Source organism: Vibrio sp. 10N.261.54.E10 (assembly GCF_002877735.2).
GTDB lineage: Bacteria > Pseudomonadota > Gammaproteobacteria > Enterobacterales > Vibrionaceae > Vibrio > Vibrio crassostreae_C.
Map to the genome: position 1 here is coordinate 158819 of NZ_MCXE02000004.1, position 24942 is coordinate 183760.

The 24942-nt window shown below is 47.5% G+C and carries 23 protein-coding genes; 19 read left to right on the forward strand and 4 right to left on the reverse strand.

Annotated features, from left to right (window positions below):
• Positions 1-465: 465 nt before the first annotated feature.
• Positions 466-1812, reverse strand: a complete 1347-nt coding sequence (locus tag BCU07_RS22985; RefSeq protein ID WP_102427886.1) for an ISNCY family transposase — start codon at positions 1810-1812, stop codon at positions 466-468.
• Between the two features lie 269 nt (positions 1813-2081).
• Here BCU07_RS22985 and BCU07_RS22990 point away from each other — a divergent pair, with 269 nt between their 5' ends.
• From BCU07_RS22990 to BCU07_RS23080, 19 genes are all read left to right on the forward strand, one after another.
• Positions 2082-2261 (forward strand): TraY domain-containing protein, encoded by a 180-nt coding sequence (locus BCU07_RS22990; protein WP_016800598.1) that lies wholly within the window; start codon positions 2082-2084, stop codon positions 2259-2261.
• A 343-nt stretch (positions 2262-2604) separates the two neighbouring features.
• The gene (locus BCU07_RS22995) at positions 2605-2973 is read left to right on the forward strand and encodes a hypothetical protein (RefSeq protein ID WP_048660709.1); all 369 of its coding nucleotides are present in this window, start codon (positions 2605-2607) and stop codon (positions 2971-2973) included.
• Between the two features lie 174 nt (positions 2974-3147).
• A complete protein-coding gene (gene traA / locus BCU07_RS23000) occupies positions 3148-3435 on the forward strand; it encodes a type IV conjugative transfer system pilin TraA (protein ID WP_016800088.1) in 288 nt (95 codons plus the stop codon).
• A gap of 9 nt (positions 3436-3444) precedes the next feature.
• Positions 3445-3747 (forward strand): type IV conjugative transfer system protein TraL, encoded by a 303-nt coding sequence (gene traL, locus BCU07_RS23005; protein WP_016800089.1) that lies wholly within the window; start codon positions 3445-3447, stop codon positions 3745-3747.
• 14 nt (positions 3748-3761) lie between these two features.
• Positions 3762-4337 (forward strand): type IV conjugative transfer system protein TraE, encoded by a 576-nt coding sequence (traE, locus tag BCU07_RS23010; protein WP_016800090.1) that lies wholly within the window; start codon positions 3762-3764, stop codon positions 4335-4337.
• Entirely contained in the window at positions 4324-5109 is a 786-nt protein-coding gene (traK, locus tag BCU07_RS23015; protein WP_017096434.1) for a type-F conjugative transfer system secretin TraK, read from the forward strand. The genes traE and traK overlap by 14 nt, the downstream gene beginning before the upstream one ends.
• On the forward strand, positions 5099-6643 hold the full coding sequence (locus tag BCU07_RS23020) for a TrbI/VirB10 family protein (protein ID WP_048666133.1): 1545 nt from the start codon (positions 5099-5101) through the stop codon (positions 6641-6643). The genes traK and BCU07_RS23020 overlap by 11 nt, the downstream gene beginning before the upstream one ends.
• Positions 6640-7035: a type IV conjugative transfer system lipoprotein TraV gene (gene traV, locus BCU07_RS23025; RefSeq protein WP_017104313.1), complete on the forward strand. Its 396-nt coding sequence runs from the start codon at positions 6640-6642 to the stop codon at positions 7033-7035. Before BCU07_RS23020 ends, traV begins: the two co-directional genes overlap by 4 nt.
• A gap of 150 nt (positions 7036-7185) precedes the next feature.
• Positions 7186-9735 (forward strand): type IV secretion system protein TraC, encoded by a 2550-nt coding sequence (gene traC, locus BCU07_RS23030; RefSeq protein ID WP_102428823.1) that lies wholly within the window; start codon positions 7186-7188, stop codon positions 9733-9735.
• Positions 9686-10417: a type-F conjugative transfer system protein TraW gene (gene traW / locus BCU07_RS23035; protein WP_016800095.1), complete on the forward strand. Its 732-nt coding sequence runs from the start codon at positions 9686-9688 to the stop codon at positions 10415-10417. Before traC ends, traW begins: the two co-directional genes overlap by 50 nt.
• A 157-nt stretch (positions 10418-10574) precedes the next feature.
• A complete protein-coding gene (gene traU, locus BCU07_RS23040) occupies positions 10575-11585 on the forward strand; it encodes a conjugal transfer pilus assembly protein TraU (RefSeq protein WP_016800096.1) in 1011 nt (336 codons plus the stop codon).
• Between the two features lie 253 nt (positions 11586-11838).
• The gene (gene trbC, locus BCU07_RS23045; RefSeq protein WP_102428824.1) at positions 11839-12552 is read left to right on the forward strand and encodes a type-F conjugative transfer system pilin assembly protein TrbC; all 714 of its coding nucleotides are present in this window, start codon (positions 11839-11841) and stop codon (positions 12550-12552) included.
• 36 nt (positions 12553-12588) lie between these two features.
• Positions 12589-14316: a type-F conjugative transfer system mating-pair stabilization protein TraN gene (traN, locus tag BCU07_RS23050; RefSeq protein ID WP_102428825.1), complete on the forward strand. Its 1728-nt coding sequence runs from the start codon at positions 12589-12591 to the stop codon at positions 14314-14316.
• Between the two features lie 23 nt (positions 14317-14339).
• Positions 14340-15125 (forward strand): type-F conjugative transfer system pilin assembly protein TraF, encoded by a 786-nt coding sequence (traF, locus tag BCU07_RS23055; protein ID WP_016800099.1) that lies wholly within the window; start codon positions 14340-14342, stop codon positions 15123-15125.
• Between the two features lie 161 nt (positions 15126-15286).
• Positions 15287-15700 carry a type-F conjugative transfer system pilin assembly thiol-disulfide isomerase TrbB gene (gene trbB / locus BCU07_RS23060; protein ID WP_016800100.1) on the forward strand — a complete coding sequence of 138 codons (414 nt, stop codon included), beginning with the start codon at positions 15287-15289 and terminating at the stop codon, positions 15698-15700.
• Positions 15697-17103: a conjugal transfer protein TraH gene (locus tag BCU07_RS23065; RefSeq protein ID WP_102428826.1), complete on the forward strand. Its 1407-nt coding sequence runs from the start codon at positions 15697-15699 to the stop codon at positions 17101-17103. The genes trbB and BCU07_RS23065 overlap by 4 nt, the downstream gene beginning before the upstream one ends.
• 3 nt (positions 17104-17106) lie before the next feature.
• A complete protein-coding gene (traG, locus tag BCU07_RS23070; protein ID WP_102428827.1) occupies positions 17107-19920 on the forward strand; it encodes a conjugal transfer mating-pair stabilization protein TraG in 2814 nt (937 codons plus the stop codon).
• A gap of 83 nt (positions 19921-20003) precedes the next feature.
• Positions 20004-20540: a hypothetical protein gene (locus BCU07_RS23075; protein ID WP_102428828.1), complete on the forward strand. Its 537-nt coding sequence runs from the start codon at positions 20004-20006 to the stop codon at positions 20538-20540.
• Between the two features lie 853 nt (positions 20541-21393).
• Complete coding sequence (locus BCU07_RS23080) at positions 21394-21963, forward strand: hypothetical protein (protein ID WP_016799065.1); 570 nt, start codon at positions 21394-21396, stop codon at positions 21961-21963.
• An 801-nt stretch (positions 21964-22764) separates the two neighbouring features.
• Here BCU07_RS23080 and BCU07_RS23085 read toward each other — a convergent pair.
• The 3 genes from BCU07_RS23085 to BCU07_RS23095 all read right to left on the reverse strand — a co-directional run bounded on the left by BCU07_RS23085 (position 22765) and on the right by BCU07_RS23095 (position 24757).
• Entirely contained in the window at positions 22765-23334 is a 570-nt protein-coding gene (locus BCU07_RS23085; RefSeq protein ID WP_017098631.1) for a PIN domain-containing protein, read from the reverse strand.
• Positions 23334-23786, reverse strand: a complete 453-nt coding sequence (locus BCU07_RS23090; RefSeq protein WP_048667525.1) for a helix-turn-helix domain-containing protein — start codon at positions 23784-23786, stop codon at positions 23334-23336. Before BCU07_RS23090 ends, BCU07_RS23085 begins: the two co-directional genes overlap by 1 nt.
• 383 nt (positions 23787-24169) lie before the next feature.
• Positions 24170-24757: a hypothetical protein gene (locus tag BCU07_RS23095; RefSeq protein ID WP_231904619.1), complete on the reverse strand. Its 588-nt coding sequence runs from the start codon at positions 24755-24757 to the stop codon at positions 24170-24172.
• Between the last annotated feature and the right edge of the window lie 185 nt (positions 24758-24942).

Below are 24942 nucleotides of genomic sequence, written 5' to 3' on the forward strand. Positions count from 1 at the left end.
AGACACAAAAAAGCCGACTACTCTTGGAAAGTCGGCTTTTTTGCGAGTGCTATATAGTCAGAGTACCACCTCTAACACACTCTAAATCCTAGAAAAAACACACGACATTGGACACTACAGGAGTAAGCAATGTCGTGTGTTTTAACCTTATAGACCTCAGGTAAGTATAGCGTGTCGTCGCCTGATATTTCAAACGCTAAGTGTGCCTTGGGATTTTTCCCTTAACATAACAAATATAATGCGTAACCAAAAATAGCAGATAAATAACAATGAGATAACAAATAACCTTGAAAAATTTATAGCACATCAAAGAATCCCAATAAAAATAATTAATGGATTAATTATTTAAAATTAAAAACAAAGGCAACGTTAAATTTAATAAAATAACCATTAAAATCAAAAGTTTAATTTTGTCAATCCCATTTTAAAATGTCCTCATTTGCCCCAAATAGAAATGTCCCGTTGTTAGGTCTTTCGACTGGAGGCTTTGAATGGTTCGATGAGGACAGGGTTGATGGCTCGAGGGGCTGTTTGAAGGGCTCTTTGTTGTGCACGGCGCTTGGGGGCTTTCTTACTGCGGGTTCGTTGCTGTTGTTGTTCGAATTCTTCTTGTTGTTGCTGAGCAAATTTTAAAACTTGGCCGAGGCGTTTGTTGTCGACGATTTGGGTTTGTTGAACGTGCTCGAGTTTGTCGAAGGTTTTGAATTCGAGTTTTCGATGCCCGTATTGGATGGCGATTTCACCGTTTGGGTAGTCGAGTATCTTGACATGTTCGTGCGCTAGTCGGCTGTTTTCTTCAGTAGGTTCAATGAGATAAATAACCTTATCGTATTGAAATGTCAGCGACTTTGAGAGCTTGCGGGTTTCTTGCCAACTGAAAATATCGTCGAGTTCTTGCTTGGACTCTCGAACCGGACGATGCATGTCTTTTGGGTATTGAGCGGGCTTAGCAAAGCGATGGTTAAAATCGGCGATGAAGTAGGGAAGCCAGGCGTTGGCTTGTTCGATGGTGTCGATACCTTGTAAGCGCATCTCTTTAACCAGTCGGTCTTGCAGCGTGAGGTTGGCTCGCTCAACGCGGCCTTTGGCTTGGGAGCTGTTGGCACAGATGAGTTCTATGGCCAGTTCTTTCAACACGCGCCCGTATTGAGTTTGGCCAACTTGTTTGTGTTTCTCCTGATTCACTCGAAAAATTGAGTGCTTGTCACTGTAAAATGCGATGGGTTTACCGTGCTCATTGAGGTATTCACGCGTGGTCAACATGTAGTCAAATGCGGATTCTGTCTCGCTGAATCTTAGGTTCATCAAACGGCCAGTCGCATCATCAATGAACACCAATAGGCAGCATTTGTCGCTGCGGCCTTCAAACCAGTCATGATGGGAGCCGTCAATTTGGATAAGTTCACCCAAGCAATCACGACGGTAACGAGGCTGATAGACTCGAGGTTTGCGTTGTGAATGTGGAAGCCACAGTCCGTCGGCGATCATCCATTGACGGAGTGTTTCTTTAGAGACGGATAGATTGTGTCGTTCAGTCAGTTTTTCCAGAGCGAACGTTGGTGAGAAGTCAGAGTAATGCTCACGGATAAGTTTCAGTATTTCAATTCTGAAATGTTCTGAGTAGCGTCGATTACTTGGGCGTCCACGCGCTGCGTGTGTAAGACTTTGAGCGCCAAGAGAGACAAGTTGGTTTACCAAACGTCGGATATGACGCGCAGACAGATTCAAAATGACAGCAGCGTCAACTTGACGTAGTCGTTTTTCACGTACGTCAGTAAGCACCTTGAATCGCTGAATATCTTTTTCACTCATAGTAATAAGCATCCGGATAACTCCTAAGCAGACCAATATAGGTAAGCTTAGGAGGACATTTTAAAATGGCTCAAACCGGACATTACTAAATTGCTCTAACAAATTTGGTGCGTATTATATTTGTTATGTTAAATTGCAAGATTGAGAGGCCCATCACAAAAGCAAATAAGTTTAATAATTCTGGGTCACTTTTGAACGATTAGAGGGTTCAGCGATATTTCAGTTTGAACTCGGTCGTTTCGGTTTTTCTTAATTGAAAAGGATTTTGTATGAATTTGAAATCAGAATGTAGGGTTGATAACAAGGAAGTCGGTATCGCTTTTAGTCTTTCAGCAAACGCGAATAAAACGTTAACGCTATCGGCGAAAAGAGCAGAACGGGCCAAAAAGCGCGAAGGGAAACTTCGATTAGAAGATCATCTCAAACGTTTTCCCAATTGGTCGCTGTAACGAATGATATTGCCGTCTGAGATCTTATTTCAGATGGCCTCGAAGGTGGGCTGCCTTCACGATTGCAAAAAGCGCCGCAGAGGGGCGCAGGCCTGCGTAATATGCCTAACAAATTCAGGAGCCCTCTCTGGGGCGACGTCCAAGGCTGTTTTTCTACTCAATTAAGCACGCTGGTTGAGTGGTGAAATAGAGTTACTTGGGAATACCAGACACCACACCCTTTGGATGTGCGCATTCTACTACAAGAATGCTCAAGCCAGTTTGTAGCACGGCTCTTGAAAGAGAGCCCATTGTTTTGCTTTTTTAAAAGAACAAAACAATGTCCTAAAAAGGAGTGTGAACGATGCAGATTATCTACGGACATTGTCGTACAGATGAGGCGGCGAATGTATTAGGCCACTTTGTTGAACAAGGGGATTTTGTCAGCGTCAAAGAACTGGGAACGGTCGGGCGTGAACACATGGCGTTTGCCGCCTTACTGTCTTTTACTGGACACCTTTCATTTCCTTTCTATTGGAAGGGTGTTCATTTTGTTGCGGTTCAAAAACAAGTTCAATCAGTTAACCGTCTCACTCTCCCAGCTTCAAAGAATGCTTGTAAAAAACGTTATCGGAAGCTTAAGAACACCATCATTAGCGCTCAAAATTGGAAGCAACATGTGAGTCGTAATCGCGGTTTGAAGTACGCGAAATCTTCTCTGTTTTCTTTATGATGCGTGCCTATACCTGTCGATTTTAACCTTTCTCCCCACGCGCCGTTTAATTTGCACGTTGCACGGTCTGCCTAGGACAACCTAACCCTTCTTCCCAGCTTCCAGGCAAGGAGGTCTTTTACTCCATCATGACCAAACACTTGATAAATTTATCACTCAATAAGGATATTTATTATGAAAAAACGCACCCAGCGCACCCTCCTTGTCGGGCTTGGCGTTGCTGTCTCGACACTTCTTATCACTCAGCCCGCTCTGGCTGCCGATATCTTCGCGTCAGGTAAACAAGCCATGAAAGACTCGGCGGGCAAAGGCTCTGCGGTTGAAACCGCGATGCTGGGGACTGGGCTTGCGGGGGCGGTCGTCACTGGACTGATGAGCCGTAACTGGTTTGCGGCCGTTGGCGGGTTCATTGGCGGCTCAGTCTTGTGGAATGTTGGAGCACCACTCGTCGGCTTAGGCTAAGGAGTCACAATGGAAGACCCTCATCAGTTTTTTTCTATTCCAAAACACATGAACAAAGGTCGTCGCTGGCTCGGGTTCCCAGTTGATGAACTCGTGCCTGCCCTCTGCATTTTTGGCCTCTCATTCTGGCTTAAACACGAAATGATAGGGCTGACGTTATCGCTGGCTTGGTTTGGGGGATTACGTTACATCAAAGCGCAATACGGTGACAACATCGTTACCCTGTCACTTTATTGGTGGGGGGCTTCCTTTGTCCATCCCACCCTCTTTAAGCGTACCCCCTCAGCCTGTCGTCGTTACTGGATTTTCTAAGGAGACCCTTCATCATGGATCCGTTTGTTAAACGGGATAAGCTGGCCGTCAAAAGCCTCCTCAATCTTTTTTTGAGTGCAGGCTTTCTTGTTATGCTTATTACTAACCTGGTGTTGGGTTACACCAGTTATCAAGCCCTTACCCATCAAAGCCGAACCCTAGTCCCGCCCACCCTCTCTCAAGCCTTTACGGTTTCGGATGGCGCGGTCGATGAACCTTATCTTGAGCAAATGGCGGATTATCTTCTCTACCTGAAACTCAACATCACGCCGGCAAGCGTTGGACGTCAGTTTGGTCAGTTACTTGAATATTTAGACGAGACAAGCTGGTACAACGTTCAACCTAAGCTGCTTCGAGAAGCCACGGTGGTTAAAAAAGATAACATCAGCAGCCAATTTTCTGTCGAGTTGGTCCGAATTTCTCTCGACACTCTCCAAGTACAACTCTACGGGAAACTCCAAAAGCACGTAGGCCAACGCGCACTAGATCCGGAGATGAAGTGGTATCAAGTCAACTTTAGCTATGACCAAGGCGTCATAGGTTTACTCTCCATTGAAGAAGTCGAGGTCAACACCGATGAATCTTTATGAGCAATCATTCACCCCATCGCAGCAATGGCACCCTTATTTTTTATCCATCGCGCTTTGGGTGGTCTTTTTCATCCCCTCTTTTGCCCTGGCTGAAAATGCCGCCATGGTGAGCTATGAGTTTGACGAAGGCGACACGATCCCCTTGTCACTCTCTTCCATTAACGTAAACCGTTTACTGGTCAACAATGACCGTATTATTTCGATCGTCTGCCCGAAAGGGTTTTGCACCTCAACGGGCAACCAAAAAGACGCTTCCGGCTCCATCACCTTAAAAATTAACCTTCCCTTACCGTTTACCGCGCACCTGACGACAGAGAAAGGGCGATTGTTTGCGCTGTTTATTACCCCCAAAGCTACACCATCTTTGGTCACGGAGTTTGTTTGGTCGCAAAATTACAAAGAGCAGCAAAGCCCGATTGAGCAGGCGGCGGATTATCCCGCCGCCATGACAGCGCTCACCAAAGCCATGATACGTTTTGTCCATGATGGCGCTCCCATTGCTGGTTTTAAACGTCACGACGTTGACCCCAAAACCTTACCCAAAGATGAAGCGTCGCTGGCCATCATCCCTCAAACGGTCTTCGTGGGCCGTCATTATTCTGGGGTGGTTTATCAGCTCAAAAATCAAAGCCGCAGTGACATGGCGCTGACCACCGCGCAGTTCTACAGCTATTCCGCACGCTCAGCCGCGCTCGATGCCTATCAATTAAAACCTGGGCAAACTACCACGCTCTATCTCATTACTGGAGGAGGCGCCACCCATGCTCGATAAACAAAAAGACGCCTTGGGCCGTTTTAAGAAACGCGTCTTCAAAGACACCGACGGGGACTTTGAAGACGGCGGCACGATCAATGCCGTGACAAGAAAGCGCAATCGCACCATTACGCTCACGGTATTGCTGATATTGACCGCCCTGGCTTTTGTTGTTTGGCGGTTAACACTGTCTCCCCAAGCGCCAAGCAAGGGCATTCAAGATGTCGGATTTGGCGCTGTCGTCACCGATGATTTTACCGACAAAGACAACCAGTCCGCCCTGACGTTTCAACAAGACAAAATCAACCAAATAGAACAAAGCTTAGCGCGGTTTGAAGGCACATTAAGTCGCTTTGGACAAAGCTTAACCTCTGAGTTAGAGAACATTAAAAAGGCCAATGAGCGCGATACAAAATCGCAACTGACAGAGCTTGAGCAGCAGATGCAACAAAAGCTCGATGAAGTTGACGCGCTCAAGGCGCAGCTTGAGACGCAATTAGCCTCAACCCTCAAGGCAGGCGATCCTTCGACTCAACACGGCATCGAGACCAACCAAGGAGACACCTTTGGCCAATACAAACTGCCCCCAAGACCGGCCATTAATAGCAACATGGATAACGCCAAGGTGAATGAGTTCCAGTACCAAGAGCAAGATGATGTGGCCTTTAGTGGTGATGCCTTTGATAGCTTTGAATTTCACTGGCAAGCCAGTGTCGAGGAGAAACAATCCCGTCGCACGACCGATAACTACGTGCCAACCGGCACCTTTGTGACCGCCGTAATTACCGGCGGCGCTGATGCTAATGGGGGCGTCTCTGGACAAGGGGATACCTCACCGATTGTCTTTCAGACAGTCAATCAGGGGGTCTTACCCAACGGTCAGGCCTCTAAATTGAAGGATTGCACGATCACCGGCGCCGTCTACGGTGAGATCTCATCCAGCCGCGGCGTCGCTCGCACCAGTAGAATGAGCTGCATACAACCCAATGGCGATATTCTCGATATCCCCGTCAATGCGACCGTGTTTAACTTTGGTCGCAATGGTATTCGCGGTACCACCATTTTGAAAAACGGTAAGATCGTTCAAATGGCCGGCATTGCGGGGATCTTGCAAGGCGTAGGGGATGCAGGTAAAGCGCTGGCACAAACCACGACACCGACGGCGCTCGGCCCAAGTCAAAGCATCAACAGCGATAAAATTGGCTTGAATCTGCTTGGCGGCGCCACGGAGAGCGTTGGCAGCAAATTGGCGGACTACTACATCAAACTGGCCGAACTCTATCATCCGATAGTGGAAGTCAATCCTGGTGCCATCGTCAATATTGTCTTTTTGGAAGGCTTTCCATTAGATCCATTGCTGGCCGATGAATACGAAACGCGTATGAATGAGCAGCGTGAGCAAGTCTCCAACAGCAATCAACTGTTAGATGTCATTACCAACACCCCCTCTCTTCCACCAACCACTCAAACCGCCCCCATCAACCCTTTAGCGCAAAAAATCACCCAACAAGGGTTAAGCCGCGTGGGCTTTGGGCGTGAGGAATCACCATGAATAGGCACGCTTTGTTTTCACTATCGATACTCTTAGGTCTGACCGGTTGTAGCGCGGGCTTTGAGAGCGAATACAGTTGCGATCAGGTCGGCGGCGTTTCAGGTTGCGTCACCATGAACGAAGTTCGAGACAACCTATACGGTTATACCGGAGGCAGTGGTAACGCCACGGTCTCTTCTCAAGCGCGTCTCGCCCCACCTTCCGCCTTTACCTTACTGCCAAGGCGCAATCGAGAGGGGGAGCCAGAGCGAAGCCAAGAAGACGTTAAAAAACTCACCGTCTTCCCTTTCATCGACAAAGACAATCACTACATCGATACGATGGATGTTTACTTTGTCTTAGACGATAGCCGTTGGTCTGGGCGCCCTGCGCGCGCGATTTGGAAAGATTGATTAGGAAAAAAAGAAACGAAGCTTAAACATCATTTTTATCATGGGCGCGCGACATTCAGTCTCAGCCTTCTCTCAATGAGGGGGGAATCCATCAAGCGGTCCAAGATTGTGTCACGCCCCCTAACATTAAAATAGAAAAAGGGATCCCCCATGTTTTCCTCCTCACGCAGTGGCTTATCCGCCTTATTTCAAGAGGCCAAGCAAGCCCAAAACCACCTTCACCATGAACTGCCGTATCGAGATTACGATCCCATTGAGCGGGTGTTCGACAATCCCCACTCTCGCGGTTTTGGCTTTAAAATCAGTGTCCTTGGGGGCGCTAACGACGATTTAATTCAGTCGTTAAGCCACCTCATGGGGGATTTGCCAGCAGGGGATAAATGGGACTATCAAGTGCAGCTGTTTGGTCACAACCGAGTGGCGCACTATCTCGAAGGAAACCAAGCTCTACTCAGTCAGCGAGGCGGTATCTGCCAGAAGCTGGCTAACGATGACGCCATTTACGCCCACTACGCCGCGCAGCACGGTTTTTTACACCGACAAAAAAACAATCGCTTTGATTTGCGCGATTACGACGCGTTCTTTTTTGTCTCCACCACGGAAAAAGACCCACAAGAGCTGCTTGATGCGCGAATGACTCTAGAGACAGGACTGGCGCAGCTTGGTTTTGATTTACTGCCCGTCACGCCTGAGATGTTGCTGACCGATGTGAGTGATATCTTAAACTTTGATAAACGACAAGACCGGCCAAAGGAAAAAGGCTACAACCCGTTAGAGCCTTTGAACCTGCAAGCCCTCTCTCCCGATACCGAAGCGTTAACGCATCGTGGCCATATCGCCACCCGTCATACCAATGACCAAGGGGAGGAGGTGCGCACACGGCTGGTCAATTTGGGACTTTCTCGTCTGCCTGGGGATTATCGCTTGTACGCCTTACCTGAGGCCTTTTCTTCTCTTCGCAACGTTTCTCGTAATATCACTTGCCCTCACCGCGTCACGTTGAGCTTTCGTAATGAGCCAACCGGTAAGCAAAATGCGGATAACGATAATAAGATAAAAGACTTAACCAAGACGGTGAACAGCCAAATGGCGCTGCTGGCTCCAACAGCGGAAGATGAGCTCAAAGAGCGAAAAGCCCTACAAAAAGGTCTGTTGTCTAAAGAGTTTACCATTGCGTCTATGGTACTCACGGTCTCCCTGTTTACCGATAAGACCCACCAGAAAAAAGACACCCAAGCGGCGAAGGAGTCATTCAGCCATGCTGGCCTTGATATCATTCCCCTGAAAATGAATCAGCCACAAGCGCTGCTTTCAACGTTGCCTTTTATGATGAGCGAAGGGTTGTGGGGCGATTGTAAAAAAGCCGGCCGAGTTCGCACGTTAAAAAGCTCTAATCTGGTGAACCTCTTCCCTCTCATCATGGATTTTTGTCAGTTAAAAGGCGGCGTATTGCTGCCCACGATGCGCCAGCAAATTTCTTTCTTTAACCCTTTCACCTGTGGCAGTGATAACCAAAATATCGCTCTGACCGGAGGCTCAGGCGCAGGGAAAAGCTTTCTGGTTCAAGAGATTGCCGAAACGGTTTACGCCATGGGCGGTAAAGTGTGGATCCTCGATAAAGGGGCCAGCTATAAAAAATTGACGCTCAGCCTTGGGGGGACGTACATGACGCACGCCAACATCTTCTTAAATCCCTTCACGCATTTAGGCGCCATGCAAAGTGCTGAGTTTGAGTTTGTGGATGATGACGGTAGACCGGTCGACCCCATGATGGAAGCGCTCGATAATATCACGGCGTTGTTTGCCACCATCGCGTCACCCTACGTCCCACTGACGGCGTTTCAACAAAGCGTCTTAGGCGATGCGATAGTGACGGCATGGGAGCGTAAAGGTAATCAAGCCTTGGTGGATGATGTCAGAGACGCCTTGATTGAGATTGCTGGAGAAGAAAGCGACCGACGCATCAAAGACATTGCGGTGCAACTGAAAAAGTTCTGCACCGACGGCATGTACAAAGATGTGTTCAACAAGCCCTCCATGCTCGACCCCAGTGTGGAAATCACCACGCTGGAGCTGGATGGGTTTCCGCCTGCTGTGCTCAGACCCGTGATTTTTGCGTTGATGGTGTCGATTAACCAGCAGATGTACCTGGCTGGCTCTCGCTCTACCCCAAAGCTGTGCATCATTGAAGAAGCCTGGAGCCTCCTCTCTGGGGCAAACGAGCAAGCGAGGGAGTTCATCAACACCGGTTATCGCACCGCCCGTAAGTTCGGCGGCGCTTTTTGTACAGTGACTCAAGGGATTGAAGACTTCTTTAGCAACGAGGAAGCCAAAGCCTGCTACAACAACTCCGATATCCACATCATTCTTCGTCAAGGGGAAGGGTTTGATGAGTATCTGATCCAAAACCCGGATGCCTTCTCACCGTTTGAGCAGCGCCTCATTAAAAGTTTCGCTCCGTCTGCCGAAGCGGGATACAGCAGTGCGCGCATCAAAGCGGGTGGCCATGTCACCTATCACCGCTTTTTCGCCTCTCCGGTGAAACGCGCCATGTTCTCAACCGAGCCTAAGGAGTTTGAGTATTGTGAAAATCTTTATAAACAAGGCCACTCACTGGAGCGCGCCATTGAGCAAACCTCTAGGCACTTTTATGGCAAAGACATTGACGCCTTTAATCAAGCCATTGGGGCGAGCGCTTAAATCCCCCCTTTTTCTTTTGGTCGCTGGACTGGCAACGACAAATGCCGCTGGAAAGAACTTGGGCCAAGTGGCCCCTATCTTCCCCATCGGTGAGATTGACATGCTGGAGTGGATTGACCAAAGACTGAAAGGGTTTGAGGCCAGTGGTCAATTAGCGGACATGCAAAACGAGTTCACGGAGCGCGCCAAGCAAAGCATTGAAAACCCACCGCCCGTTGCAGGCTTAACCACCACGATCAACCCCCGCACCTTTTACGTTGACCCAAGCATCACCCTCCCTAAAGACATTATCGCCCCCACTACAGGAGCCGTGATTGCCAAAGCGGGCACCAGAGTGAACCCCTTTGATACCCGCACTTGGCCAAAGGTCGACGGTCAAAACGTTCTACCACGATTTGAGTTAAGTAAGGTGCTGGTCTTTTTTGATGCCAGAGACGCGCAGCAACGAAGGTTCGCCAGCGAGTATCAAAACGCCAAGCCAATCAAGTGGGTACTGACAGGAGGCAGCCCGAATAAAATGGCAACCTTATTGGACGCAAGAATGTATTTTGCGCAGCAAGGCCACTTAACCCAATCGCTTAACATTACTCACGTCCCAGCGATTGCCTACCAAGAAGGCACGCGCTGGCGCATCGATGAGGTGAACGTATCGGGTTTGCACCCCTTGGCGATAGAGCAATAACAATGACATCGCATTGGAAGTGCGCACCTCCCTTGATCATGCTTCCAGTATGACGCTTTTTTCTCTTAACCAAGCTCGCTTTTGGCGGCGATAATGGGGCGAAGCCTCTTGTCGAGACAAAAGGAGTACCACGCTCGGCGTGGAAAAAGGACACCCCATGACACAACGACACTTTCGTTTACTGTTGTGCTGCCTATTGGTTTTTATTGCCCCATCAACCCTAGCAGCCAGTGCGGCGTGTAAAAGCCGTTTTATTAACCCCATGACCGATATTTGTTGGGATTGCTTGTTTCCGATGACGATAGGCTCAGCCACCGTCATGCCCTCTAAGTACCCCGATACGCCCAACCCCACACTGCCTATCTCTTATTGCCCTAAACCGCCGCCTATCTTTGTGCAAATAGGCATCAACATTGGCTATTGGGAGCCTTATGCCTTAACCGATATCACGCGCGTCCCTTACTGTATGGTGAACATGGGCGTGCAAATGTCCGGCGCTAACACTCAGCGTATCGGTGGGCGCGTGACCGCCCGTGAGAGTGACAGCAGTGACGGAGGCTTTTATCACGCCCATTGGTATAAGTACCCCGTCATTTATTGGCTGCAACTGATGCAATCCACCGCCTGCATGGCCACGGACGTTTTTGATGTGGCCTACATGACGGAAATTGACCCACTTTGGGACGACGATGAGTTATCCCTCATTCTCAATCCCGAAGCGTTACTGTTTGGTAACTTGGTTGCGCAGCTTGCTTGCGTGCCCGAAGCCCTGTTGACCTCCACTAACGCTGCCTTACCTATTGATGCTTTATTTTGGTGTTTAGGCTCACAGGGCAGTGCCTATCCGCTCACCGGCACCACCAACTATCGAGACACGCCCATCCAGGCGGCGACACTCTTGATGGAAAAGCTGAACTACAAACTGCACCGGCAAGGAATCATCTGGGAGACGCGCGGCGAAGATGGCGCGATTTGTTATCAATATCCCGATCCTATTTTGCCAAAATCTCGTTATCGGTATCAAATGTCGGGGCCTATTCCCGATGCCGCCTGGTGTCACCCGTACACCACGACAACCACACTCTGGGAAGCCGGCCATGACAACCCGGTGACAGGGGATAACTTTGGTTTTGTACAATGGCGAAAGCGCAACTGTGTCTTTTTATAAGGTGACGCGATGATGCCCATTCTTCCCCACAAAAATGAAACGGATCTATTTATTGCCAGTCACCCTGACTCCCTTACCGATTTTTTAAAAACAGAGCTCGCCAACAACAAGCACATTTACTGCTGTTTCCCGCTCTCGCAGTTTTGCTTCTCGTTTTGTCGCGATCTCAATGCTCGTAAGGTGCTGTCAATCAGCTTCCAAAACGCTCACACCCTCTACCCACCCTTTCAGCGGCCATAATGAAGAGGTTACTATGACCATTCCATCTTTTGAGAGCACCTTTAGGCGCTCTCTTGTTTTTCTGTGTTTTTTTATCACGTTACCCGCCCAAGCTTACACTGAGCAAGAGCTCAAATCTTTTGCCAAGCTTGAGCAAAAAATGACTCAACAACCGGAGGCGGCGAAGACGTGGCCTACGGACGACATACAAAATAAAGCCCAGGCTTATCGAGAAGAAGCGCTGACTCTCAGCCGCAATGTTCAAGATTTGATAAAAGAGGAGAGCCTGTCCCCCTTATTGGGGCGACAAAAGCCCACGCGCAACCCTGACCAAGCCCCAAAAGGGGTAATGGTGTTTGTTTCACTCACCATGCCCAAGACCGCGCTCAAACAGCTTCTGATGCAAAGTGAGCACTTAGGCGTTCCACTGGTGATACGCGGTGTCTTACCTGAAGGTTTTCCGGCCACTGCCAAGCGGATCGAGGCCTTGATACGCTCCCCCAATAAGGCGCCCATTCAAAGCGGCTTTTCCATCAGCCCTGATTGGTTTAAGCAATTTGATATTCATCGCGTACCGGCCTTTGTTTCGGTCAAACAAAACCGTTGCTTACCTAAGCAGCCTTGCAAAGCCAGTGACTACGACATCCTTTACGGCAACATTTCACTTTACCAAGCTCTGGATTACCTCGCGGCCGGGGATGCGCAGCAAAACATCCACCCACTGTTGCGCACGCTCTATGCCCAATAACCCTCTCTCACCCCAACTTTTGATGAGGTGCTCCTTATGCGCATTGACCTCTGGGCTGCGCTCACGCTCAGTTTTTTATCTACTCTCGCTCTTGCCAGCGAACAACAAACCTTTACCGAGAGCGCCAATTGGGCGAAGCAAACGGCAAACCAAGCTCTCACGCCTCATGCGCTTCCACTCAATGTCGATGACTATTGCAAAGACGCCACGTGTCGAAAAGAGATCCGCAGTCCAAAAGAGTCAAGACTGTCAGACAGTGATATCAATGCACAAAAAGGGACAGAGTTTGTGACCAATGGATTGGCTCAAGACATCAACACCCATTTTAATAAAGGGCGCCCCGATGTTAAAAGCGACCCAGCGATGCGCTTTGCCTTACTTGGCCAAGAGAATGCGTATGAAATCACTCACGGCCTCTCAAATGCCTATGTGGATTGTGATAGCGGCTCCCAGTGCCTTATCGAACACATTCCTAAACAGTGTCATCGTCCAACGAATAACAATGTGCCTTGTACAAAAGTCCCCGTTGCCTCCGTGAGCACCGGTGAGGTGAGCTACCGCTGTCCATCCGGTTGGACACAACAAGGGAGGGATTGCCAACGCCCCCTCCCACAATGCCGATACAATAATGACAATTACGTGAGGCAATCAGGGACTAGAAGAGGTTTTTCGGGATCAGAAACCACGTATTTTTGGGATGGAAAGATAGTCTCTCCCAACCAAGGCTACACGCTTGGCGATTTAAAATATACCATCAACTTAAACTGGCAATGGAGCGCATACTGGCATAAACGCTACGAGATTTGTCGACCCACCACACAAACGAAAAAAGCCACCTTGAGCTGCTCAAACGGATTCTCCTTATCCGGAGGGAACTGCATCAAAAACACCATGACCTGGCGAACACAATGCCGCCTGATGAACTCGTGCAAGATCACTCGCCAGCAATGTATTGAAGGTCGAGCCACCCGCACCATTAATGGCATTCCCACCACGCTCAATTGTTGGAAATATCGGATAGACCATCATTGTGACCGCCCTAATACCTGCGCAAACCTCCCGAAAGACTGTACGACTCAAACTCAACATTGCAGCCTTAAGCAAAATGGGGTGTGCATCGAGCAAGAGGTCACAAAGCGTTGTGCTGAGAAGACATGCCGAGCCACTGATCTGCAATGTGGGGAGCACTCCTTCTGTCTTGACGGGGAGTGTTACGAGGAGGCGCCCAAATTGAATAACAATTTTGATAAGTCCGTTGCGGCACTGGCAGGACTTGCCGAAGCCGTGAAAGACATCGGCGACCCCCCCAAAATATTCACGGGAAAGCCGATGAAGTGCAGTAAGAAACTCGCGGGCTTCAACGATTGTTGTAAAGACTCAGGATGGGGGCAAGGATTGGGAGCGAAATGCAGCGAAGCGGAAGAAGCGCTGGGGGAAGCCAAAGAGAAAGGCTTAACCCTGTACGTGGGGCAATACTGCGCCAAGAAAGTGCTGGGTGTCTGCACCCGTAAAAAGCGCAGTTACTGCGTTTACGACAACAAGCTGGCCAAAATCATCCAAGAGCAAGGGTCTCTTCAGCAACTGGGTAAACGGTTAGGCAGTGCTAAAAATCCCACCTGCGCCGCTATTACGCCCGAAGAACTGGGTCAAATCAATTTTGAATACATTGATTTTAAAGAGTTCTACCCGGAAATGCGTGCCAACACCAACCTCCCCAACTTTGATGAAATCAAGAAACGACTTCAAAGTGCCACGGGCGGATAACCGCCTCCACGGAATCAAGGTCTATGATGATGAAAAAACCTCTGCTTTGCGTCATTACCCTAGCGCTGCTTACTCCCCTCCATCCAGCTCTTGCTCAAGAAACCCCTCCTGGGTGGCGCTGGTACAACGAGCCAAAGGCAATGCCCGTAACGCCCAAACCTAAGCCGCTACCAAGCAACACTCAAACCACAGTATCAAGCCCTAAAACGTTATCGGCGACCGAACAGATGGCCTGGTTTCACTCTGTGCATATTGAAGCGCAAAACGACGCGGCCATTCATCCCAAAGATAAAGACAAGCTCGCGAAGTTTTTAGCGTTAAATCATTTTATCACGGACCAAACCGACCAATTAGGCATGACCTTTAAAGCGCTGCTGCTCGAAAGACCTGAGTTTTCTTACACCAAAGACCATCCGACAGAGCAAGCGGCAAGACAAGTGTATTTAACACTGGAGGATAAGAAGAAAACCGACGCGGTTGAAAAGATGAAACAAGACGGATGGGGCTTTTTCTTTGTTTATGAAGGAAAAGATACGCTAAGCCAGCAACTCGCCCCGTCCATTCAAGCGTTTGCTGACCAATACCATTTTGAGCTCCTTGGGATCAGTAATGATGAAACCTTCATCACTCACCTCAAAGAAAACCGCCACAACCAAGGAAAAGTCACGGTGCCTTTTACGCCCGCCTTGATTTTGGTGCATCCAAGCACTGGAGAGATGAAGCCACTGGCGTACGGCTGGATAAGCCAAAATGATTTAATTGGGCGCTTTTACAACGTCGCCACCGACTTTGAGCAATCGAATTTTTAAAGCCACTCAACCCATGTAAAAACGCCATAAACAGAACCAGTATGGCCAATAAACCCAACCTTAAATCAACGTCTAATACGACATCCCCCGACTTCGTCCATGCCGCTCTCTTAAAGGATGTTCACTTTCTTTTATTTCTTCCTAAAACGTAAGGAGGCGCTATGCCATTTCTTCGTACCCTTGTGCTTGCTTTTTTGATTCATGCCGCCAGCGCACACGCTGCCATGCAAAACCAATATGCCCTGGTGTTCTTTTTTGAAAGCACCTGCCCGTACTGCCATAAGACCGCCCCTAAAATCACTCGCCTTGGCGAGCGATTTCAATTGCCGGTTTACGCCTTCTCTGTTGATGGGCCGGGCCTTCCAGGGTTTGAGGTCCCTATTCCTGTCACACCAGAGATAGGCAAGACCTTTTTCCCAGGCCAGGGAAAAACGGTCATGCCTGCGACCTTCTTAATGAACGTGAACAGCCGTAAGTTCTCACGTCTGAGCATTGGAGACGTACCAGAAAGCACGCTTGCCCAAAGCATTCAGAACGCCCTTAACGATCCGCGAGTGCAGGAGGCTCTCCAATGAAGCGCTCACTTTTCCACCACTTGTCCACCGTTGCGGTGAATAAGCGAGTTATTCCTTTATTTCTCATCAGCTTATCAGGCGTAAGTCACGCCGACACCAACCACTCGCTGGCCCGCTTTTTTGATAACTCAGGGTACAACGCCAACGTCTCAACCCCGACGGCTTACCAAGGGCAATCGGCCAACTACTACACCGGTGGCAGTTTGTTTGTGCGTAATCAAATTGTCGATGCACAGTTGGTCAGCGTCACTGTCCCCTCCATCAGTACCGGGTGCACTGGCATTGATATGTTTATGGGGGGATTTTCAAACATCAGCTCAGACCAACTGGTGAAACTGGGCAAAGCCATTATTCATAATGCCCCTCCTTTTATTGTCAACTTAGCCCTGCAAACCTGGGCACCGCAGCTCAAGCAAAACCTGGATAATCTCCAAGCCAGGCTCGACAAATATCTCAATCAATCGGTGAACTCTTGTGAAGCCGCGCAAGCGTCCATCGGTGGACTGGCCGCCTTTGCCGCTCCTGCTACCAAAAAGCATGTCTGCGCGACGCTTGGTACACAAAACAACGCCTTCTCAGATTGGGTTCAAGGGCAGCAGGAATGTGGCGCAGGAGGCAAAGCAGCGGGTCAGCTAAAGGACGCCAAAAAGGATCCAGCCCTGAAAGACATGACCCAAACCAATCACAACGTGGTCTGGTCTGCGATCATGAATAACGCTTTTTTGTCCTCCGACAAAAATCTAGCGCAATTCATGATGAGTTTGTCAGGCTCTTACGTGTACGACAAAGACGGCAATCCGCGTTATTACCCTAGCCTTTTGACCGACAACAACAACCTCGTCAACGTGCTGCTCGAAGGGGGCAAGGCTGACGTTTATCAGTGTCGCAAAACAGGCCCAGATGCGTGCATTACCATTACCAAGCGCAATAACTTATCCATAAGTCAAACTAACGGCATACAAAACCAGATACGCAAACAACTGGAATCGATACTGCAAAAGATAGCCACCGACCAAAGACTCACGCGTCAACAAGAGGGTTTTCTGGAGCTGATTCAAACGCCGGTACTCAAGTTCTTTATTGACGACTTATCCGCCAATCAAACCCCCGATACCAGCAACTACTCGCGAATGATAGCGGTGGAGCTGCTTAATCAGTACCTCGTGAGCATGTTAAATGTTGCCCGCCAATCCTTGGCCAACACCAACAACAGCCAGGATGACATCGCCCTCATCACTCGTGATATCGATAACGCCAAACGCTTTACCGCGGGGCTGGCCGAGAACGCCATTGAGGCGCTCAACAACCGCAATCAACTGATTGACTCGCAAAGAAAGACCACGCAGCAAAGCACAAAAGAAATCAGCACGACCACCAAACCTACCCCGGCTTATGGGAACTGACCTATGATACTCGAATATTACACTTACACTTCCGGCGAAGTGGTCAACAAAGCCTTTAATGCGCTGGCCACTTTTTTTAGAACCAATACCTTTGGGGATTACTTACAGATGTGCATGATGCTGGGGCTTATCACCAGTTTGTTTATCTTCATGCTGTCACGTAACCCCAAAGACCTCATCAAATGGATGGTGGTGTTCTTTGCCGTACCCCTGTTTCTTATCAACATGAAAGCCGACATGCTCATCATTGATAAGACGCAACCGGGTAAGGCTTACAAGGTGGATAATGTCCCTTACCTCGTGGCCGTGCCTACTTACTTTTTCTCTTCTATCATGGTGGGGATGGCCGAAGGTGTGGAAGGCATTTTCACCACCTCCGACGATGAGCGTTATGGTCGTACTGGGATGTTGTTTGGCTCGGAGCTGTATCAGCTCTCAAGACAATCCAGAATCAATGAGCTGGCACTACAAAAACTCTGGCGAGACTACTTTCATAACTGCATGATTGGGGATGTGAGAATCAATGGGAAATACACCTGGGATGAACTCTTTACCGCCCCTGATATTTTTGCCTTTTTAGACGGCGTTAGGCAAAGCCCGTTGCGCGCCCTTTATCTTGATGAGGGCGGCGGCCGAAGCACCTACAAGCGATGTGAAGAAGCTTACCCTATCATCAAGCAGCGCTTTGATGATGCCGCCAATAAAAACATGAGCTTGTTAGCGCATCAATTGCTTGGCAAAGACGCGGACCGTTATAAGCCGCAAGTGGTGCAGTCACTCACCCGCAGCTACGACAAATTTTTTAGAATGAGTACCAGCGCGTCCAGCACCATCAAACAAAACATGCTGATGAACGAGCTACGCTACAACCTTGATAGCCTTGACCCAACGCAAGCTGCGCTCAATTACGCTTATACCACCAATAAACTGCAAACCACCTCAATGTGGGCGTCATTAGGTTTGATGGCAAGAGAATACTTGCCGATGCTCCATACCATGATGTTTATGTTGTTCGCGTGCCTAGGCTTCTTTGTTGCAGGTGCCGCGGTCATTCCTGGCTTGACCATGATGGTGTTAAAAAACTATTTTGGGACGTTTGCCTTTTTGGCCACGTGGCCAGCCTTGTTTGCCATCATCAACGGCTTTCAGCTTTGGGGACTGGAATCTCTGTCTACGGATGTCTCGGGGAAGTTCGGGGGGCTAGTGCTTTCCAACGCGAATGCCGCGGATGAGCTTCACAGCCGCTTCGCCTGGATCACGGGTATCTTGATGATAGGCGTCCCTATGATAGCCAAAGGCATTTTAAAAGGCGGTCAAGAAGTCATGTCGAGCATGAACTACCAGCTCTCGAGCATGATTAACTCGACCAATGCCAGAGCGAGCGCTGCAGCGTCCACGGGTAATCTGGATTTTGGCAGTATGCAGATTGACAACCACAGCATGAACAACACCCATGCCAATAAGTTTGATACCAATACCCTCGCCAACCAAGGTCACAGCTACACCCAAAACCCAGACGGCTCGGTGACCACACAACACGGAGATGGGCGCACCACCTACGACAGCTCACAAACCACCAGTCGCGGCAACATCAGCGCCAACACGCAAAGCATGCTGCAAGAGAGTGTGGCGAATGCCCGCAATCAAACGCAGCAAAACCTTGAACAAACCAGTACCCAACTGAGTCAAACCCTCCAAGGAGGCGCGGCGCTGAGCGACCGCTGGCATGATAGTGTGGGTAAAAACCTGGCTTACGGTGAAGGCAGCACCAGTGGCTTTAATACTCAAGTCAGCCAAGGTATGAATGACATGCAAACGGCGGTTGACAGCGTGATTCAACAAACGGGTTGGACGAAAGACCAATCACAAGCTTACCTGCAAAGTGTCTATGGCGGCTTCGAGGGCGGCGTAGGCACCGGTAAAGGGGCATCGCCATTCAATTTAGGCGCCAGTGGCGGCGTGAAATGGTCTGATGATGAACGTACGGCTTACAGCAAGATGAATACCGAGCAAAAGCAGCAGCTTGAGCAAGCCACGCAGCAATACACCGAAGGGGCCAATGCCGTGACCAGTGCCGGCACGCAGGTGGACAATAAAGACACCCGAACTTCGGTTGAGCAGTTTGCCCATGATTTTGCGATTAACGCCAGCAACACCAAGTCTCTTGGTGCTAGCGTGATGCAAAGCCAATCGGACTTGAACGCCCTCTCGAATACTCAAACGCGCCTAGACTCTGGCAGTGCCAGCTTTACGGCCAATTCAATTCAAGGCTTCCAGAATTACTTGGAAACGACAGCTAAATTAGAACAACCAGACGTCCAACGCCTAATGACCGCTTACCAACCGGAAGATATTGCTGATGCTAAAAAGTCTTGGCAAGAATACACACGCACTGAAGAGTTCACCACCATGGCGGGACTCGATGGTGACACGGCGAAGATTGTGGCAACAATGGAGAAAGCGCATGAAACCACCACCCCAACCCAACAACCAGAACTGACACCCGAGCAAAACAACACGATGGAGAAAGGATGGGCTAGTACCGTCGATACCGTGGCACACACCCGCACCGAGATGCTGCATACCAAGGGAACGGGCGGACTCTTTAATCAAGCGCGCTTTGATGGGGTTACCGATGATGTAAAACTTCAACAAGAGGAAGCGCAGAAACCCATCATCAAACCTGAGCCGATGATTGAACTGACAGTCAAGTCGCAGGTAGAAAAGGAGATCACTAGACCCGAAAGGACGGAATACGTCACCTCCGACCAAGCCTATCCTGCGGTGCCAAGATACACACAAAACTCGAAAGAATAATACTTAACTAGGTGCATAAAAAAGAACTTTATGTACCGCCTAAATACTGGTATTATGATCAGGTATCTAGAGGGAGAATGACCATGAAAACAGTCTTACCATTACTGCTGCTTACCTGTGCGAGCGTGCAAGCTCAACCCCACTCTCCCGAGCTCACTCAACTGCTGAGCGAGATACACGAGCAGTACGAACTCGCAATGATAAATAAAAGACCATATTCCCAAAACCTGCCGGACATCACCAAACTGCCCTACTTCTTGCAGCACATTGACGAGACGGACACCGTGGAGTCCATACGCTTAAACGCCTACCTACAAGGTTTGCATACGGCGTATTTTAAAAATGCTACGAATCAAAAACGCCTAGGTGGTGGAAGCTGGTTCTGTATGCGCGACACCATGGCACTCGACCCAAGGCGTCACCCTGAGTTTATTGTAGATCTCATCTGGAAGGTGTTAGATAAAACGGCAAAAATCGATCCAGAAGGTTTTAGACAAGGAAATTATGCAGCAGCTTTTAGTGTAGACACGGCAACTGTCATTAACTACGGCTTACAAACCGAATACCCTTGCTACAGCCCTATCCCTAAATCGTTACAATTTAACGGCTGGAAATATTAATCTCGGCACAGGATATCCATCGAGAGTGAATGTTATTTCAGGTATAAGGCCAGTACGAGAGAGTAGGAACGGGTTAAATGTCTTTATTCTAGATTAGGTATTCGTTGGCCGCTGCTTGGGCGCGAAAACGTTCCTTTAACCCCTTATATAGCCCAAGAAAGTATTACGTTCCTGTTTCCATGAGTAGCAAGCAATAAAGTATCCTCTTAAAATGGCAGCGATCGCATCGGTACGCTGCTATTCGTTCTAATGAATCATTAGAGTAGTAGCTCTAGCTCATTTCTGCCCCTAAATTGGTTTCGCCAAAAAGTCTGCATTCACAGTCGAGTGGTTTTTGGCCTAATAGAACTAATCTGACACCAAAACTCAAAAAGAACGTAAACTGGGTATCAGAGTGCAGTTCTTAGTTCAAAGCAACTCGATGACTTTTGCTCTACAAACCGATCTTAAAGCGTCACAAACTTACAAGGCGTTATGGAAGCATACCGCCTTGATCAAGTGTCTAAAATCTTCGCTAAGAGCGTTTGAGGTGGTCTGAGGGCTGTTTCTGATAGCAAACTCGCACATTTACCAAATAGTAATAATAAACACCGATTTTTGTGAGGTTGTGTTGCAACAATTTTAAAGCCGTCCTCCGCAATCTAAAACTTGCGTCAATAAGAATTAGCAATTTCGCAGTAAAACCTCGCCCGATGAGGATGATCACAGGGATATTAAGTGTTCTTTACTATAAGGATAAGGAGCGCCATTTTATAAACTAAATAGCGGCCTTGCCCCTGGTTGAATGCTGTTTTTATATACAGTATATTTGGCTGGTTTTTATTCCCGATTTATACGTTTAACGGAGCAAAATATGAGTAACACAGGTGAAGATCTAATTTTAGCTATAGAGAATAATTCAAAACTGATGCAATTGAGTAATTGCCCATCTGTACCAGTTGAATTTAGTCGTGCTGTTTACGGTTCTGTTCAGAACGATTCTGGCAATGGTTCTGTTATTGAAAATAAAGGAAATATGCAGAGTCAAATAAATACGGCTCTTGCTTTTTCCGGAGCAAACTCAGAAACAGAAGTGTGGCATTTTTTAATGGGGTCAGCTGTTCACCATTTTGTAGTTGTTCCATGGTATAAACAATCAGCGCCTCAAGGTGTTGTATACACTATTTTTATGGCTTATGAAGATAAGTACAAAGTAGATAATTATGTAAATAAGAAAAGTCCAGCTCCTACAGGGACTAAAGGTTATAAAAAGGTTTGGACAACTAGCGATTTGAGTAATATGTTTTCTGAGTTACTAACAAGTAGCGATGCTTGGGAAAGTTACTTTGGAAATGTTGGAAAAAATCAAGCAACTAAAATTACTTATTGGAAGTACAAAACAACAACTTTATCTTCTGCTATCACTAATGTTAATAATTATTAACGTACCCCAAATTAGCGTTGAGGTATGATGGTTTTTTGATCAATTAGCGTTCATGCTAAACCCTGTTATTTATGGCAAGGTAAGCATAGCGTGAGCTTGAAAAGCTCATTATTTCGGTATCCGTGGAAGCCTCCTCCTTTCCATTACGTTGGCTCTTAATACGTTATGGCGCGTAGAGAGGGGGAGGTAGTTTCACAGTAGTATTTAACGTTGCTGAATACACATTTACCATAACGACACTTAGTGCGAACCCAGATTTAGATGCAAAAAAAACCTCCCAATCGGGAGGCTTTTTCTTAGAGAGTGTCATGAAAGCTAATCTTTACTGCATTATGAGTATAGATCAGGTTTTAGATGTGTGTGATTTTGCCTTAATTTAATTTAACGGCACTTAGTGCGCACCTAACCCAATACTTTTGCTAGCGCGATGCTACTCACCGCACTAGCACTTCACAAGTAAATTTGCCATACCTGTAGTTATTGATGGTTTTCTAATTTAGAAAAGGCACTGGCAAGGTTTTGTCCAAAACCTTCACAGGCTGAATTTTTACCTATGGCACTTTCTAACTCGAAAGTGCCCTTTTCTGCGTTAACGTAATTACTCAGTAGCAGATCACGCTACTGAAATCACCGTACTTTTTCTTATATGCCAAAAGTGTTAAAAAGATAAGAGAACATCGAATGATGCTCTCTTAAATATCGGGGAGAGTACAGCTAAATAGTAAACACATTTCAGACGCGAATGAGTGTATACAAAAAGGCCGCAATCAGCGGCCTAGTTTAAAATCTACTAATTCAAAGTTAAAGCATCAATTTGAAGCTCTTTAAGTGTGAGATGAAGCTTGGGAGTCTCTGCTTTTGTAAGCAAGCTAAGAACTCATCTTGGCTCATTGGTGGCCTTTTTAATGAAGCTCTTTGTTGCTGAGCAGCCTTAACGCATGCGCTACTGTCCAATTCGAACATATCGCACAGGAACTCGTCTGGATGTATTGCTGTTAGACCTAAAGGCTCGAGTTCGCAAGAAGGAAAGTCTTTTAGGTTGAACGTAATGATAGACTCAGCCTGACCTTTAATGGCGGCAGCTACAACATGTCTATCATCAACATCGGGTAAAGTAAGGCCATCAATTAAAGACTCATACCCTTCAATCAAGCAGTCTGGAACATTTGCGTTCATTAACTGTCGAGTTCTTTGCAGTTGTTCTGCATTTAGCTCTGGCCTATTTTTCAGTAGATTTCGAGTCCATTCATCATGTATCTGTTCTGTCCATCGCGCTCTAAACAGGCCAGTATTGGCCAAGTACATTAGGTAGCTTCGGAGTGGAGCTGGGTACATTACACATGCGTCTAGAATTACCGTATATGACGCCATTAATATCCCATATCCATTTCTTGGTCTAATGCAGATAGTTCAGCAAGAGCAGCTAGTCTGTTCTCTTCTAGGCAGTTCTTGTACTCCATAAGATCAGTATAAGCTACCTTTCTACGGTTGCCAGTACGGCTAAACGGAATATCACCTGAATCAAGAAGCTTAATGAAAGTAGGACGAGACATGTTTAGCATATCAGCACCTTCTTGCGTTGTGAGTTCCGCATGAATAGGTGTGATGCTAACAGAGTTGCCTTGACCTAATTGAGTAAGCATCTCGATCATCATATTTAATGCGCTTGCTGGAATAGTTACTTCGTGAGTCTTACCAGACTTATCGACAACGTTAATCCTTTGAGCTTCACCATTAATTTCTATAACGGCTGACAACTCTTGGCTACCAAGCTTAGCCAGTGCCATTTCTTCAGCGCTTGGCAATTTTGTAGCAGTATTCATCGTGTTTCTCTCTAGTTTTTAGTTTCTGATGTCATGGTATACAAACCTTCTCACCATGACATTATCCGAAATATTCGAAAAAAGTCAACATTCGAAATATTCGAAAGAAAGAGAGTGTCACATTATCGTTGGACTTAGTGCTCGTAGGCGGCCTAGTTCAAGGTCTATCAACGCATGCTTAACTATCTTTAATCATAGTACTTCAATATGTAGTGTATGAGAGGAATTGGTCAGCCAGATGTAGGCTAGCTGAATGATTATAATATTAGAAGTAATTCGAAAGGTCAGAGTGTTCTATGATTCATAACTCGGAATTGTCCGAAGATTAGTTTCAGTTATATCTGTCATGTTAAAGCATGCGGCAATCGTTTACGCCTCGTTATTCATTCGTAACTTGCCATCTTTCTTGTTGTGCCTGTGAAGTTGTCTGATACTTCGATACGTTTCATTTCGATGTTCATGGTGGGTTCGATTTTTTTAAGACGTGCTATATCACTGGCGATTCGTTTACAGCCTAAAAACAAGATGCCATCGAGTGGTGTTATGACATCTCCAGCCTTGAGGCAATCAACGAGGGAGGTGGCAGAGAGTGGTGTTTTTGTCCCAGCAACGTAGCGGGTTGCCACAAACTCATTCGTATAGTGGATTTCTCTTGGTAACATTTGTTCGCTTTTGGCGTAAATCATTCCGCTTTGTTTACCATTAATAACTCGATGCTCTTTATACACTCGTGTTTCCTCGCCTATGGTGGCCATAGCTTGTGGTGCGCGTGTGATGAATAAGCGAAAAGGTAGATCTTCACTTGTGATGTAATCGACAAGGTTAAACGCTAATCTTGCTCTCGCGATCTCTCCGAGTGGTTTGTCACGACAGATTTGTAGAACCTGATCCCATTGGCTGATCAGTCGAGTGCTTTCTTTATCGCTTCTAACTTTAACCTTGAGAATATCGTAGTGAATTATCTTTTCCATGGTTAATTTGGCCTTCCGTTTTGCTTGCTTCGTTAAATTCCAACCTAACATTATTTTTTTATAACAAATTAAAGCAGTTATCCACAAAGTTGGGGCGTAACCTGTCTAAAACCTTCGTCGGTTGAGTTTATGCTCATGGTACCAAATAGATCGAAATCACCTAAAAATGCCGATAATTGTTTTCA